The organism is Streptomyces sp. NBC_00878 (assembly GCF_026341515.1).
GTDB lineage: Bacteria > Actinomycetota > Actinomycetes > Streptomycetales > Streptomycetaceae > Streptomyces.
Genome location: NZ_JAPEOK010000001.1, coordinates 4,198,983 through 4,212,682, shown reverse-complemented (window position 1 = coordinate 4,212,682; position 13,700 = coordinate 4,198,983). Strand labels below are relative to the sequence as shown.

Annotated in this window: 12 protein-coding genes; 7 read left to right on the top strand and 5 right to left on the bottom strand. The window is 72.3% G+C overall.

What is annotated here, in order from left to right:
• Nucleotides 1–128: 128 nt before the first annotated feature.
• The 3 genes from OHA11_RS17540 to OHA11_RS17530 all read left to right on the top strand — a co-directional run bounded on the left by OHA11_RS17540 (nt 129) and on the right by OHA11_RS17530 (nt 3,513).
• A complete protein-coding gene (locus OHA11_RS17540) occupies nt 129–1,751 on the top strand; it encodes an aromatic amino acid ammonia-lyase (protein ID WP_266497252.1) in 1,623 nt (540 codons plus the stop codon).
• 44 nt (nt 1,752–1,795) lie between these two features.
• Nucleotides 1,796–2,776 (top strand): MurR/RpiR family transcriptional regulator, encoded by a 981-nt coding sequence (locus tag OHA11_RS17535; RefSeq protein ID WP_266507258.1) that lies wholly within the window; start codon nt 1,796–1,798, stop codon nt 2,774–2,776.
• A 152-nt stretch (nt 2,777–2,928) separates the two neighbouring features.
• Nucleotides 2,929–3,513 (top strand): hypothetical protein, encoded by a 585-nt coding sequence (locus tag OHA11_RS17530; RefSeq protein WP_266497251.1) that lies wholly within the window; start codon nt 2,929–2,931, stop codon nt 3,511–3,513.
• A gap of 51 nt (nt 3,514–3,564) precedes the next feature.
• Here the strand turns inward: OHA11_RS17530 and OHA11_RS17525 are convergent, their stop codons facing one another.
• From OHA11_RS17525 to OHA11_RS17505, 5 genes are all read right to left on the bottom strand, one after another.
• Nucleotides 3,565–3,939, bottom strand: a complete 375-nt coding sequence (locus OHA11_RS17525; protein WP_266497249.1) for a hypothetical protein — start codon at nt 3,937–3,939, stop codon at nt 3,565–3,567.
• Nucleotides 3,940–4,086: 147 nt separating this feature from the next.
• A complete protein-coding gene (locus OHA11_RS17520) occupies nt 4,087–4,569 on the bottom strand; it encodes a roadblock/LC7 domain-containing protein (RefSeq protein WP_266497247.1) in 483 nt (160 codons plus the stop codon).
• A 38-nt stretch (nt 4,570–4,607) separates the two neighbouring features.
• Nucleotides 4,608–5,741: a hypothetical protein gene (locus OHA11_RS17515; RefSeq protein ID WP_266497246.1), complete on the bottom strand. Its 1,134-nt coding sequence runs from the start codon at nt 5,739–5,741 to the stop codon at nt 4,608–4,610.
• Nucleotides 5,742–5,746: 5 nt separating this feature from the next.
• Entirely contained in the window at nt 5,747–6,145 is a 399-nt protein-coding gene (locus OHA11_RS17510) for a hypothetical protein (RefSeq protein WP_266497244.1), read from the bottom strand.
• Nucleotides 6,146–6,335: 190 nt separating this feature from the next.
• Nucleotides 6,336–7,895, bottom strand: a complete 1,560-nt coding sequence (locus OHA11_RS17505; protein ID WP_266497243.1) for a diaminopimelate decarboxylase — start codon at nt 7,893–7,895, stop codon at nt 6,336–6,338.
• Between the two features lie 139 nt (nt 7,896–8,034).
• On the opposite strand from OHA11_RS17505, the gene hutU reads away from it, so the two are divergent.
• The 4 genes from hutU to hutI all read left to right on the top strand — a co-directional run bounded on the left by hutU (nt 8,035) and on the right by hutI (nt 13,695).
• Nucleotides 8,035–9,708, top strand: a complete 1,674-nt coding sequence (hutU, locus tag OHA11_RS17500; RefSeq protein ID WP_266497241.1) for a urocanate hydratase — start codon at nt 8,035–8,037, stop codon at nt 9,706–9,708.
• Nucleotides 9,709–9,854: 146 nt separating this feature from the next.
• On the top strand, nt 9,855–11,063 hold the full coding sequence (locus OHA11_RS17495; protein ID WP_266497240.1) for an allantoate amidohydrolase: 1,209 nt from the start codon (nt 9,855–9,857) through the stop codon (nt 11,061–11,063).
• Complete coding sequence (locus tag OHA11_RS17490) at nt 11,054–12,421, top strand: formimidoylglutamate deiminase (protein ID WP_266507256.1); 1,368 nt, start codon at nt 11,054–11,056, stop codon at nt 12,419–12,421. Before OHA11_RS17495 ends, OHA11_RS17490 begins: the two co-directional genes overlap by 10 nt.
• Before the next feature lie 47 nt (nt 12,422–12,468).
• Nucleotides 12,469–13,695 carry an imidazolonepropionase gene (gene hutI, locus OHA11_RS17485; protein ID WP_266497238.1) on the top strand — a complete coding sequence of 409 codons (1,227 nt, stop codon included), beginning with the start codon at nt 12,469–12,471 and terminating at the stop codon, nt 13,693–13,695.
• The last annotated feature ends 5 nt before the right edge of the window (nt 13,696–13,700 follow it).

The window sequence follows — 13,700 nt, the reverse complement described above, 5'->3', positions numbered from 1 at the left end:
CCCGGCTGCATATCGTCATGCAGAGTTCTCTGTATCTGAATAGGTTGTCAACGGTTCGGCGTTAATCGCCGGTTACTTATGACCGCCAGGCGAGATCCAACGTCCGGATTGAGGAGGGTTTGCGCTCTATGTCGTCTCAGGATGTGGATGCATCGGGTGTCGTGACGACCGGCCTCGTGGTGCTGGACGGGTGCAGCACCGGTGTCGCCGACGTCGTTCGCCTCGCCCACGGGACCGCGCGGCCGGTTCCGGGCACCGAGGCGATGAAGCACGTCGAGGAATCCTGGGACGCGGCCCGGCGGATCGCCGCGAACGGGCGCGTGTACGGCCGTTCCACCGGTGTCGGCGCCAACCGGAACGAGGACGTGCCGACCGAGGCCGCCGCCGAGCACGGTCTGCGGCTGCTGCGCAGTCACGCCGGTGCCATCGGCGAGGAGCTGCCCGCCCGGGAGGTCAGGGCGATGCTCGCCGTCCGCGCGAACCAGATCCTCGCGGGCGGCGCCGGCCTGCGGCCCACCGTCGTCACGGCCCTGTGCGAGGCGCTGGAGACCGGGGCGTACCCCGTCGTGAACGAGTTCGGCTCGGTGGGGACCGGCGACATCGCCGCGCTGGCGCAGGTGGGGCTGGCGTTGGCGGGGGAGCATCCGTGGCGAGGCGGGGGCGCCTCGGTGGGGGCGGCGGGCTTTCTTCCCGGGGGGATTCCCGGGGGGACTCCCGAGAGGAGGGGCGCGGGTGTCTTGGAAGGCGCGGGCTCGGGTTCGTCGGGGCGGGTGCGTGCGCCCGAGCCTCAGCCGCTCGACAACAACGACGCCCTCGCGCTGATCAGCAGCAATGCTCTGACGCTCGGTCAGGCGGCCCTCGCGCTGCATGAGTTGCGCGGGCTCATCGGGGCCACGCAGGTCGTCGCCGCGCTGTCGCTGGTCGCGGTGGACGGGTCGCACGAGGCGTACGCGGCGCCCGTGCACGCCGCCCGCCCGCACCGCGGTTCGAGTGAAGTGGCCCGGCGCATGCGGGAGTTGATCGGCGCCGCCGACCATCCGACGCCGCCGCTCGGCCGGATCCAGGACCCGTACGGATTCCGGTGTCTGCCGCAGATCCACGGGCCCGCGCACGACGCGGCCGACGCCCTGGAGGAGGTCCTCGCCGTCGAGATCAACGCGGCCGCCGAGAACCCGCTGATCTGCGCCGAGGACATGGCCGCGTACCACCACGGCGGCTTCTACCAGGCCCAACTCGCCCTCGCCCTCGACCACTTCAGGCTCTCCCTCACCCAGGTGGCCCGGCTGTCGACCTCACGCCTGTCCACCCTCAACGAACCCGCCTACACTCGCCTGCGTCCCTTCCTCGCCGACCACGAGCCCGCCTCCTCCGGCGTGATGATCCTGGAGTACGCCGCCGGGGCCGCCCTCGGTGATCTGCGGGCCTTCTCCGCGCCCGCCTCCCTCGGCCACGCTGTACTCTCCCGGGGCGTCGAGGAGCAGGCCAGCTTCGCCTCGCTCGCCGCCCGCCAGACGCTGCGGGCGTGCGATGCGTACCGGCTCGTCGTTGGCTGCGAACTCGTCGCCGCCGTACGGGCGTTGCGCCAGCGCGAGCTGCGCCCCGATCCGGAGCTGCCGGTGGCGCGGGCGCTGGACATCGCTGAGTCGGTGCTCGACGCGGACTCGGCCGACCGGCCGCTCACGGACGACGTGACGGCGGCGGCCGCGCTGCTCGACCGGTTCACGGACATCTGGAGGGGGAGCACGGCATGAGCGTGGACGGGAACATGAGCGTGAATATGGGCATGGACATGGACATGGGCCCGGACGGCGAGGCGATCATGGACGGCGGGAGCGGGAGCGGGAGCGGGAGCGGGAGCGGGAGCGGCGGCGGCGGAAGCGGTGGCGGTGGCGGAAGCGGTGACCGGGGCGGTGACGGGCGCGACGACGGGAGCACGGGCGTGACCGACAGTTCTGCCGGGCGGCTGCAGGCGCTCTTCGAGGGGCACCGGCTGACCCCCACCCAGCGGCGCATCGCGCACAGCATGGTGCGGCGGGCCGCCGACGTGCCGTTCCTGTCGAGCGTGGAGCTCGCGGAGCTGGCCGGTGTCAGCCAGCCGTCCGTCACCCGTTTCGCCGTGGCCCTCGGCTTCGACGGCTATCCGGCGCTGCGCAAGCACCTGCGCGAGGTCGCGCCGGCCGAGCCCGCGGCGGACACCGGCTCGTACAACGAGTACCAGCAGGCCGTCGAGGCCGAGATCGAGAACCTGCGCCATCTCGCCTCCGTGCTCGCGGATCCGCGTCCCGTGGAGCGGGCGGGACGGCTGCTCGCCGCCTCGCGGCCGCTGCCGGTGCTCGGGCTGCGGGCCGCCGCGTCCCAGGCCTACGGCTTCGCGTACTTCGCCGCCAAGGTCCATCCGGACGTACGGCTGCTGCACGAGGGCGGCACGATGGTGCACGACCGCATCGACTCGGCCGTACGGGCCGGGGCCACGACCCTGCTGTGCTTCGCGCTGCCCCGGCATCCACGGGAGGTCGTGGACACCCTGGCGTACGCGAAGGAGGCCGGGCTGACGGTCGTCACGGTGGCGGACTCGGCGTTCGCGCCGGTCGCCAAGGTGTCCGACCTGCTGCTGCCCGCCGCCGTCGGGACCGGGCTCGCCTTCGACACGGCGTGCGCGCCGATGCTGCTCGGGCGGGTGCTGCTGGAGGCGATGTGCGACGGGCTGCCTCAGGCTCAGGCGCGGCTGGAGGAGTTCGACGCGCGGGCAGCGGCGCGGGGGTTGTTCGTCGAGTAGCGGGGGCTGTTCGCCGAGCAGCCGAGCAGCCGAGTAGTCGCATAGCAGCCTCGGGTCGGTTTTTTTTGGCGCGCTCTCAGACGTGTCTCACTTTTGCTCGCTAACCTGCGTGCCCAAAAGATTTGCGTCGATGAGTCGGTGAGGAGCGGATCGTGGCGCGCGGAGGGCAGGGACTGGCTCGGGTGGCCGTCGTCGTACGGGCCGGAGCGGCACCGTTGTGGTGGCTCGGAGTGATCTCGGCGGGTGTGGGTGTGCTGGTGCCCGGGATCACGGGGCGGCGGATCGGGGTGATGGCGGGAGCCGCGCTCTTTCTGATCGCCGCGGCCGTCGTCGTCCTGGTACGGCGGAAGCGGTACGCGGCGCTGGTGGGCGGAGCCGCTCGGGCCGGGAAGCACGATGTGCTCCAGGACCGGGCCGTGACGGTACGGAACTGGCGGCGCGGGCACCGGTGGTGGTTGCTGCTCGCCTTCGCGGGAGCGCTGGGGTCGGCGTTCGCCGCGCCGGCGGCCGGAGGGATGCTGCTCGCCGGGGCCGGGGCGGGACTCCGTCTCAAGGCGGCCCGGATCGGACGGCTCGAACGGGCGACCGAGTCGCTCGTCTGGGTCCGCGTCGACTGGCTCGGGCCCGGCGCCGGTGTTCCGGCGGGCAAGCGGGTCAAGGGCTACCGCGCCACGGGGATCGCCGCGGGCGACGCCGCGCCCGGTGGGGCGCGGCGTCGGGGTGACGTACTCGCCTGAGGCCGCCGTACTCGTCCCAGGCTGGGGCCGAGGCCGGGGCCGGGGCCGGAGTCAGACCTCCAGGTCGGTCTCGATCTTCTTCAACTGGTGCCTGGCCATCGCCAGGTTGGAGCGCTTGGCGTCGAGCACCAGGTAGAGGAAGAGGCCGTTGCCGCCGCGGCCCTTGATCAGGCGGAGCAGGTGGTACTGGTCCGACAGCGTGATCAGGATGTCCTCGATCTCGCCCTTGAGGCCCAGGTGCTCCATGGTGCGGATCTTGGCGCGAACGACATCGGTGTTGCCGGCCGCCGCGACCGTGAGGTCGAAGCCCTTGCTGCCGCCGATCGTGCCCAGCGCCATGCCGCTGGTGTAGTCGACGAGAGCGGCTCCGGTCGCGCCCTCGATGGAGGCCAGGGCCTCTTTCAGTGCGGTTTCGGTGTTGGCCATGGTGGTGCCTGTCCTTTCGGTTGGTGAGTTCGGTCCGATGAGCCGAAACCCGTGGGTGCGGATCCGTGAGTGCGGACCCGTGGGTTCCGTTCGGTGGCTCCGGTCCGGTGACTTCGGTTCAGTGGGTTGGGTCCGATGAATCCGTGCTCAGCGGCTTTTGCCGGTCGGCTCGGTGGCGGTGCGCGCTGCGCGCGGGGTTCGGGTGCGGGGCGCGGTGGGCTTCGCCGGAGCCCGCACGGCTGGAGCGGGCCTGCTCTCGGCCGCGGACTCGACGAGCTCCCCGATCCGGGTGCCGGAGCGGCGCCCTTCGAGGTGCAGCCGGCCGACGTTCGCCCGGTCGCCGGCCAGCAGCGTCAGCACGGCGGACGGTCCCGCCGCGTAGGTCGCCACGTAGCCGTGCGCGCCGTGCACCAGCAGCTCGCGGAAATCGCCCCGTCCGGTCGCGTCCGCCAGACGCAGGGCGACTCCCAGCGCGGCGGCGGTGAGCGCGGCCAGCCCCTCCGGTTCCACGCCCGGGGTGTCCTGGGCCAGCACGAGGCCGTCGACGCTGGCCGCGAGCGCCCCCGTCAGTTGGGGCACTCGGGCCCGCAACCGGTGCAGTTCGTCGAGGACTTCGGCCTCGGCCGCCATCAGTTGTCTCCTTTCGGCACGCTGTCGGAGCGCGCGGATCACAAGGCCTCCAAGGCGTCTCTGAGCCGGCGCAGCAGGGCGATATCGGGATCGGCCGACGCCTGCGCGGCCTCCGCGGCCTGCGCGACCACCGTGGAGACGGAGGGCAGAGAGGGTTCGGGTGTTTCCGGCGTCCGGAATCCGCCCGCTCCGGACGAGACCGCTCCGGACGAGACCACTGCGGATGTGGCCGCACCCGACGAGACCGGCCCGGATTCGGTCGGCGCGGCTCCGGACTGTCCGGCTCCGGCCTGCCCGGGTTCGGCCGGTCCGGACGCGACGGGCCCCGATTCGGCCGGCCCGGATGTGATGGGTCCGGACGTGATCGTCAGCGGGCGCGTCGTCACGATTCCGGCGGCCGCGAGCCGCCGGAGGTCGACCAGGGTGTGGAACCCCGGGCGGCCGAGCACCAGCGAGATGTCCGCCGCCGTGCGCTCACCGTCCACCTGGTCGAGCACCGTGAGCTGACGCGGTGGGAGGGACGCGTCCACGGCGCGGCCGGTCCGTACGAGCGGCTCGGTGTCCGTGCCCGGCTCCGGCCAGATGCGGTGCAGCAGGTCACGGCGCCGCAGCGTCTCCCGCTCCACCGCGTCCACGGAGACCGGCCGTACGGGCCCGATCCAGTGCGCGACCCCGTACCGGAACCGCGCCGGACCGCTGCTCGGGCCGAGCGTGAAGAACGCCGCGTCGTACAGCGCTCCCAGATGGCACAGCTCCAGGGCGCCCGCCGTCAGTCGCCCGCTGTCCACCAGGAACCGTCCGACCCGTCGCTCGGCCCCCGCCTCCGAGACCGCCTCCCACCAGCCGTCCGACCCCAGCGCGCCGCGTGTGGTGAGCAGCACGTCGAGCCCGGGTGTCGCGGGGCTCTCGGCGTGCACCACCTGGCCCTCGACCAGATACAGCACGCCCCGCTCCCGCGTCAGGACGCCGGTGGCGCGCTCCTCGGCGAGACGGCTGAGCATCGGGCTGAGCGTGGCCTGGACACCGGACCGCGGTTCCGCGTGGTGCGGGGAGCCGCGGCCCTGGGTGGTGCGGTCCGCCGTGACGTGGTCCGTCCTGACGCGGTCCGCTGTGTCCCGGTCCGATGGGTCGCCGTCCGCTCTTTCGCGGCCGGGCAGGGGGCGTGCCTCCATCGTGGTCACCCCACCACCAGCCGTTCCGCCATCTCGCCCAGGCGTATCCGGGCCAGGGCGAGATTCCCGTCCGAACGACCCAGCCAGAGATGCAGGAACACACTGCTGTCGAATGTCGTACGGACGAAGCGCAGGACGTGGTAACTGTCCTTGTTGCAGATGATGAGATCTTCGACCGGCGGCTCGCCGCCGGACCAGTCGGCTCCTTCCTCGGGGGCGAAGGCCTTGTGCTCCGCGGCCAGGCGGGCGAGTTCCGCCGCCTCGGCCGCGGTGGCCTCGTGGTCCCCGTTGGGCGAGTCCCCGACCGTGCCCAGAGCCAGTCCGCTGGTCCAGTCGACCACCGAGGCTCCCCGGGCTCCGGGCAGTCTCATGGCCTCCAGCAGGCACTCGTCGATTCCGGGCACGGTGCTTCCCTCCCGCCCGTTGTGGTTCGGCTGAGTGACGCCGAAACTACGCAACGTGTGCGTGAGGAGTGATAGTTCTGGCATTTTCCTGAGGAACATGCCGGTCGCTGGCTAGAGTGTGTGGATTTTTCCTTTCAGTCCTCGCCCCTTGCGCGCGGCGCCACCTTGTTCGGGGCGCGGCGCGGGCGCCTCAGAACGTGCTGGTCAGCGCCCCCGCGTGCGCCCCGCCCGACTCCGCCACGATCTCGTCGAGCGTCTGCGGCGCCCGGACCACGGCGAACCGCACCCCGCCCGCGCCGTCCGGCCCGAACCCGTAGACCCCGGGCCGTGCAAGGGAGTTGTACGCGTAGTGGTGCGCGAAGTAGTACGCCCCCGTGTCCAACGCGGCCGCGTAGTCGCCCTGTTCGAGCAGCGGCATCGAACGCCCCTCCGCCAGCAGGTCGCCCGCGAAGCACGCGGGGCCCGCCACGTCCTGCACCACGTCGGGCCCCGCCTTGGGCCGCCCCTTCGTGTCGTACGCGGCCACCCGCAGCGGCCAGGACTGTGGCGCGTACACCGTCCGCGCCGCCACCTGCGCCCCCGCGTGCGTCACCGCTATCGCCCGCCCACCGGCCGACTTCGCGTACTCGACCCGCGCCAGCACCACCCCGTGCTTGGCGAGCAGCGACCGCCCGAACTCCGTGACCAGCCCGTACCGCCCGTCGAACAGCCCCGGCACGGTCGCCGCCAGGAGCCGCGCGTACTCCTCGTACGTGGGCGAGTGCATGTCCGACCCGAAGTTCACCGGCAGTCCGCCGCCGATGTCGAGCGTGTCGATCTGCCGCCGCCCGGCCCGCTCGTTGATCTCCTCGGCGAGCCCGTACGTCTCCGCGATCCCGCGGGTCATCAGCTCCAGCGGCATCCCCTGCGAACCGGAGTGCGCGTGCAGCCGCGTCAGCCACGGCCGGTCCAGATAGGCCCGCACGACCCACTCGCGCGCTCCCTCGTCCCGCAGCGCGACTCCGAACTTCGAGGTCGCCGTCGCCGTCGACAGGGCCCCGATCGAACCGCCTCCGACCTGTGGATTCACCCGTATCCCGATCGGGGAGCGGGTCCAGGCCGAGCGCACGAGCGCGTCGAGGCGGTCCAGCTCCTGCGGGTTGTCCGCGTTGACCGCGATGCCCAGGGCGAGTGCCTCGCGCAGCTCCGCCGGGGTCTTGGCGGGCGAGTCGAGGACCGTGTGGGCCGGCGGCACCCCGGCCGCGCGGGCGAGGGCCAGCTCGCCCGGGCTGGCGACCTCCGCGCCGATGCCCTCCCGGCGCAGCAGCCGCAGTACCGGTACGAGTGGGGTCGCCTTCACCGCGAACGCGTGCAGCACGGGCGTACCCGGTGCCGTCACCGCGTCGAAGGCCGACCGCAGGGCAGCCGCCGATGCCTGGATGCCGATGACGTCGAGGAGCCCGATGATGGGGGTGGCGGGACCGACCAGCCCTTGGTCAACGGCCGCACGGACGGCCTCGTCCCGCCGCACGCCCCCGTACCCGTCCACCGCCGGGCCCGGCTCCCCGTCAGGAGTGCCTCCCGGCTGCCTGCCCGGGGTTCCTCCCGGCTCCCTGCCCGGAATGCCTCCCGGCTGCCTGCCCAGAGCCAGCGTGTCCGGCTCGTCCGGAACTCTGTCCGGTCCTTTCGGAGGTCCGTCCGGTCCTTTCGGAGGTCCGTCCGGCTCGTCGCCCGTCATGTCCGCGTCCCCTGCGCCTGTGTATGCAGCCATACATCCAGCCAAACATCCGCGCCGCGCCTGTGCTGGCCCACCAAGGTATTGACTAGTTCTATTCAGGCGATCAGGATGTGAATATCGACTGCATGACCGACAGCGCCCGGAGCACTCACCAGCCGCCAGGAGGCAGACCATGTCAGGACCCCGCCCCGTCCGAGCACCACGCGGTACGGAACTGAGCGCCCTGGGATGGCAGCAGGAAGCCGCGCTGCGGATGCTGCAGAACAACCTCGACCCCGAGGTCGCCGAGCACCCCGACAAGCTCGTCGTCTACGGCGGCACGGGCAAGGCGGCCCGCGACTGGCGCTCCTTCGACGCCATGGTCCGTACGCTGCGGACGCTCAAGCAGGACGAGACGATGCTCGTCCAGTCCGGCCGGCCCGTCGGTGTCATGCAGACCCACGAGTGGGCGCCGCGCGTCCTCATCGCCAACTCCAACCTGGTGGGCGACTGGGCGAACTGGGAGGAGTTCCGCCGCCTGGAGGCCCTCGGCCTCACCATGTACGGGCAGATGACGGCCGGGTCCTGGATCTACATCGGCACCCAGGGCATCCTCCAGGGCACCTACGAGACGTTCTCCGCCGTCGCCGCGAAGAAGTTCGGCGGCACCCTCGCGGGCACGATCACCCTCACCGCCGGCCTCGGCGGCATGGGCGGCGCCCAGCCGCTCGCCGTCACCATGAACGACGGCGTCGCGATCTGTATCGACGTCGACCCGCGCGCCATCGAGCGCCGCATCGAACACCGGTACCTCGACGTGAAGGCCGACTCCCTGGAGCACGCCCTCCAGCTCGCCGTCGAGGCCCGGGACGCCCGCCGCCCGCTCTCCATCGGGCTTCTGGGCAACGCCGCCGAACTGCTGCCGCGCATGCTCGCCGAGGGCGCTCCCATCGACATCGTGACCGACCAGACCTCGGCCCACGACCCGCTGGCCTACCTTCCCCTGGGCGTCGACTTCGACGACATGGCCGCGTACGCCGCGAAGGACCCGGCGGGGTTCACGACCCGTGCCCGGGAGTCCATGGCCCGGCACGTGGAAGCCATGGTGGGCTTCATGGACGCCGGCGCCGAGGTGTTCGACTACGGCAACTCCATCCGGGGCGAGGCCCAACTCGCCGGGTACGAGCGGGCGTTCGCCTTCCCCGGCTTCGTCCCCGCCTACATCCGGCCGCTGTTCTGCGAGGGCAAGGGCCCCTTCCGCTGGGCCGCCCTGTCCGGTGAGGCCTCCGACATCCACAAGACGGACAAGGCGATCCTCGACCTCTTCCCGGAGGCTGAGTCCATTCAAAACGCGTCCCTGCACCGGTGGATCAAGATGGCCGGTGAGCGGGTGCATTTCCAGGGGCTGCCTGCCCGGATCTGCTGGCTCGGCTACGGCGAGCGGGACAAGGCGGGCGAGCGGTTCAACGACATGGTGGCCAGTGGCGAACTGCAGGCGCCCCTCGTCATCGGGCGCGACCACCTCGACTGCGGGTCCGTCGCCTCTCCCTACCGGGAGACCGAGGCCATGCTCGACGGCTCCGACGCGATCGCCGACTGGCCGCTGCTGAACGCCATGGTGAACGTGGCGTCCGGGGCGTCCTGGGTATCCCTCCACCACGGTGGCGGTGTGGGCATGGGGCGGTCCATCCACGCCGGGCAGGTGTCGGTGGCCGATGGGACGAAGCTGGCCGGGGAGAAGATCCGGCGGGTGCTCACCAATGACCCCGGGATGGGTGTCATCCGGCATGTGGACGCGGGGTACGACATCGCGGAGTCGGTCGCGGACGAGCGGGGCGTGCGGGTTCCCATGCGGGAGGGCGAGTGAGCGGCTCTGCTCCTGGGCCGCGCTGGGGGCTCCGCCCCCAGACCCCCGATCGGCCCGAACGGCCTCGTCCTCAATCTCCCCCACTCTCGGCTTCGCTCAAGCGGGGGGACCCCCACGACGGGCTGAAGGGTTCCTCCTTTCTCGACATGTGGCGGCAGTTGCAGCCCATCGGGCGGCATCCCGACTCCGGTGGCTACCGGCGATTCGCCTGGACCGGGGCCGATCGGGACTGCCGGGACTGGTTCGAGGAGCAGGCCCGGACACGTGGGCTGAGCTATGAGCTGGACCGGAACGGGAACCAGTGGGCCTGGCTCGGGGATCCCGCCGCGGGGGACGCCGTAGTCACCGGGTCGCACCTCGACTCGGTGCCCGACGGGGGCGCCTTCGACGGCCCCCTCGGTGTCGTGTCCTCCTTCGCCGCGCTGGACGAACTGCGAGAGCGGGAAGCCGAGTTCACCAAGCCCCTCGCCATCGTGAACTTCGGTGACGAGGAGGGCGCCCGGTTCGGGCTCGCCTGTGTGGGGTCCCGGCTCGCGGCCGGGGAGCTCACCGTCGAGCAGGCGCGGCGGCTCAGGGACGCGGACGGCATCAGCCTTCCGCAGGCCATGGAGGCCGCCGGCCTCGACCCGGACGCCATCGGGGCGGACCCCGAGCGCCTGGCCCGGATCGGGGCCTTCGTCGAACTGCACGTCGAGCAGGGGCGTGCCCTCGACCTCTCCGGTGACCAGGTCGGCATCGCCAGCGCCATCTGGCCGCACGGGCGGTGGCGGTTCGACTTCCGGGGCGAGGCCAACCACGCGGGGACCACCCGGCTCGTGGACCGCCGCGACCCGATGCTGTCGTACGCGGAGACCGTGCTCGCCGCCCGGCGGGAGGCCCGGCTCGCGGGTGCCGTGGCGACCTTCGGCAAGATCTCGGTCGAGCCGAACGGCGTCAACGCCATCCCGTCCCTCGTGCGCGGCTGGCTCGACTCCCGCGCCGCCGACCAGGCGACCCTCGACACGGTCGTGAGCGGCATCGAGAAGGCGGCCCGCGAGTACGCCGACGAGCACGGGGTCCAACTGGACATCGTCAGGGAGTCGTTCACCCCCGTCGTCGAGTTCGAGCACGCCCTGCGGGACGAGATCGCCCGCATCCTGGGCAGGGAGAAGGCAGCGGACCTCAAGGTCCCCGTTCTCGGTACCGGCGCGGGACACGACGCCGGGATCCTCGCCGGATCCATCCCCACCGCCATGCTGTTCGTACGCAACCCCACGGGCGTCTCGCACTCGCCGGCCGAGTACGCCGCCGAGGACGACTGCGTGGCCGGGGTGACCGCACTCGCCGACGTACTGGAAGGGCTGGCCTGCACGTGAGCACGCGAGGCACGACGTACTGGCTGGAGCACGCCTGGCTCGACTCCTTCGTCGAGCCGGGCGTGGCCCTGGACGTGGGCGGCGATGGGCGGATCGCCGCCGTCCGCACGGGGGTCGACACCCCGCCGCCCGGCACCGAGATCCTGCGCGGGCTGACCCTCCCCGGCCTCGCCAACGCCCACAGCCACGCCTTCCACCGCGCCCTGCGCGGCACCGTCCAGGTCGGCTCCGGCACCTTCTGGACCTGGCGCGAGATCATGTACTCCGTCGCGGACCGGCTGACCCCGGAGACGTACCACGCGCTCGCCCGCGCGGTGTATGCCGAGATGGCCCTCGCCGGGATCACGGCGGTCGGTGAGTTCCACTACGTCCACCACGCGCCGGGCGGCGCCCCGTACGCCGACCCGAACGCCATGGGCGAAGCCCTCATCGATGCCGCCGCCGAGGCGGGCATCCGCATCACCCTCCTCGACACCGCCTACCTCGCCTCCGGCCTCCTCAACAAGCGCACCGGGCAGCCCCCGAACCGGCACCAGCTCCGCTTCTCCGACGGCACCGCGGAGGCCTGGGCCGAACGCTGTTCAGTTCTCAAGGACCGGGATCACGCACGGATCGGGGCGGCCGCCCACTCCGTACGGGCCGTGCCCGCGGGGCAGTTGGCGACGGTGGCGCGGTGGGCCGAGGAGCGGCGGGCCCCGCTCCATGTGCACCTGTCCGAGCAGACGGCGGAGAACGACGCCTGCCTGGAGGCTCACGGCTGCACGCCCACCCGTCTGCTCGCCGACCACGGGGTGCTCGGCCCGCGCACCACGGGCGTCCACAACACCCACCTCACCGAGGAGGACATCGCGCTGCTCGGCGGCTCGGGGACCGGCACCTGCATGTGCCCGACCACCGAGCGCGACCTCGCCGACGGCATCGGACCGGCCGTCGCGCTCCAGAAGGCGGGCTCGACGCTCTCCCTCGGCTCCGACAGCCACGCCGTCATCGACCTGCTCGAAGAGGCGCGCGCACTGGAGCTGAACGAGCGCCTGCGCACCCGCACCCGCGGCCACTGGACGGCGGCGGCGCTCCTGCGCGCCGCCTCCGCGGACGGGCACGCCGCCCTGGGCTGGGACGACGCGGGCACGCTCGAACGCGGCGCGCTCGCCGACTTCACGACGATCGCACTCGACTCGGTCAGAACAGCGGGGCCGCTGCCGCGACTCGGCGCCGAGACGGCCGTATTCGCGGCGACGGCAGCGGACGTGCGCCACACGGTCGTGGGCGGCCGCCATGTCGTACGCGACGGCGCCCACGTCCTCGTACCGAACGTGCCCCAAGCCCTGGCCGACGCCGTCGAAGCCCTGCGCGCCTGATCCCCGCGCCCAGCCCGAGCCAGAGCCCGAGCCCCGACAAGGACGCCATGAGCAGCACAGGCAGCACAGGCAGCACCACGAACGGCACGACTGCCGCTACGAACGGCACGACGACCGTCATCACCAACATCGCCAGTCTGGTCACCAACGATCCCTCCCTCGGTGACAGGTCCCCTCTCGGTCTGATCCAGGACGCGGCCGTCGTCATCGACGGCGACCGCATCGCGTGGACCGGTGATTCAAGAGAAGCACCCGCCACTGACAATCGGGTCGACGCCGGTGGCCGCGCGGTGATCCCGGGCTTCGTCGACTCCCACTCGCACCTCGTCTTCGCGGGCGACCGCACGCAGGAGTTCAACGCCCGGATGTCCGGCCGAGCCTACAGCGCCGGCGGCATCCGTACGACCGTCGCCGCCACCCGGGCGGCGAGCGACGAGGAACTGGAGCGCAACCTCACCCACTACCTCGCCGAGGCCCTCCGGCAAGGCACGACCACGTTCGAGACGAAGTCCGGCTACGGGCTGACGGTCGAGGACGAGGCCCGGTCCTTGCGCATCGCAGCCGTGCACACCGACGAGGTCACCTACCTCGGCGCCCACGTCGTCTCCCCGGACTACGCCGACGACCCCGCCGCGTACGTCGCGCTCGTCACCGGCGAGATGCTCGACGCCTGTGCCCCGTACGCCCGTTGGATCGACGTCTTCTGCGAGAGGGGCGCCTTCGACGGCGACCAGGCCCGCGCGATCCTCACGGCCGGCAAGGCGAAGGGCCTGCACCCACGGGTCCACGCCAACCAGCTCTCGTACGGCCCCGGAGTGCAGTTGGCCGTGGAGCTGGACGCCGCCTCGGCGGACCACTGCACCCACCTCACGGACGCGGACATCGACGCCCTCGCGAGCGGGAACACCGTGGCGACCCTGCTCCCCGGCGCCGAGTTCTCCACCCGTGCCGAATGGCCGAACGCCCGCCGCCTCCTCGACGCGGGCGTCACCGTCGCCCTCTCCACGGACTGCAACCCCGGCTCGTCCTTCACGTCGTCCGTGCCTTTCTGCATCGCCCTGGCGGTACGGGACATGCGCATGACCCCCGACGAGGCGCTGTGGTCGGCCACGGCGGGCGGAGCCCAGGCGCTGCGCCGCACCGACATCGGCCGCCTCGCTCCGGGCGCCCGGGCCGACCTGATCGTGCTCGACGCCCCGAGCCATGTGCATCTGGCGTACCGGCCGGGGGTGCCGCTGGTCCGCGAGGTGTGGCGGAAGGGCGCCCGAGCATGAGGGGC

Bases quoted from the DNA above. Each gene is read 5' to 3' on its own strand.
- OHA11_RS17540 (WP_266497252.1), top strand. From the start codon at position 129: ATGTCGTCTCAGGATGTGGATGCATCGGGTGTCGTGACGACCGGCCTC.
- OHA11_RS17535 (WP_266507258.1), top strand. From the start codon at position 1,796: ATGGGCCCGGACGGCGAGGCGATCATGGACGGCGGGAGCGGGAGCGGG.
- OHA11_RS17525 (WP_266497249.1), bottom strand. From the start codon at position 3,939: ATGGCCAACACCGAAACCGCACTGAAAGAGGCCCTGGCCTCCATCGAG.
- OHA11_RS17520 (WP_266497247.1), bottom strand. From the start codon at position 4,569: ATGGCGGCCGAGGCCGAAGTCCTCGACGAACTGCACCGGTTGCGGGCC.
- OHA11_RS17515 (WP_266497246.1), bottom strand. From the start codon at position 5,741: ATGGAGGCACGCCCCCTGCCCGGCCGCGAAAGAGCGGACGGCGACCCA.
- OHA11_RS17505 (WP_266497243.1), bottom strand. From the start codon at position 7,895: ATGGCTGCATACACAGGCGCAGGGGACGCGGACATGACGGGCGACGAG.
- hutU (WP_266497241.1), top strand. From the start codon at position 8,035: ATGTCAGGACCCCGCCCCGTCCGAGCACCACGCGGTACGGAACTGAGC.
- OHA11_RS17495 (WP_266497240.1), top strand. From the start codon at position 9,855: ATGTGGCGGCAGTTGCAGCCCATCGGGCGGCATCCCGACTCCGGTGGC.
- hutI (WP_266497238.1), top strand. From the start codon at position 12,469: ATGAGCAGCACAGGCAGCACAGGCAGCACCACGAACGGCACGACTGCC.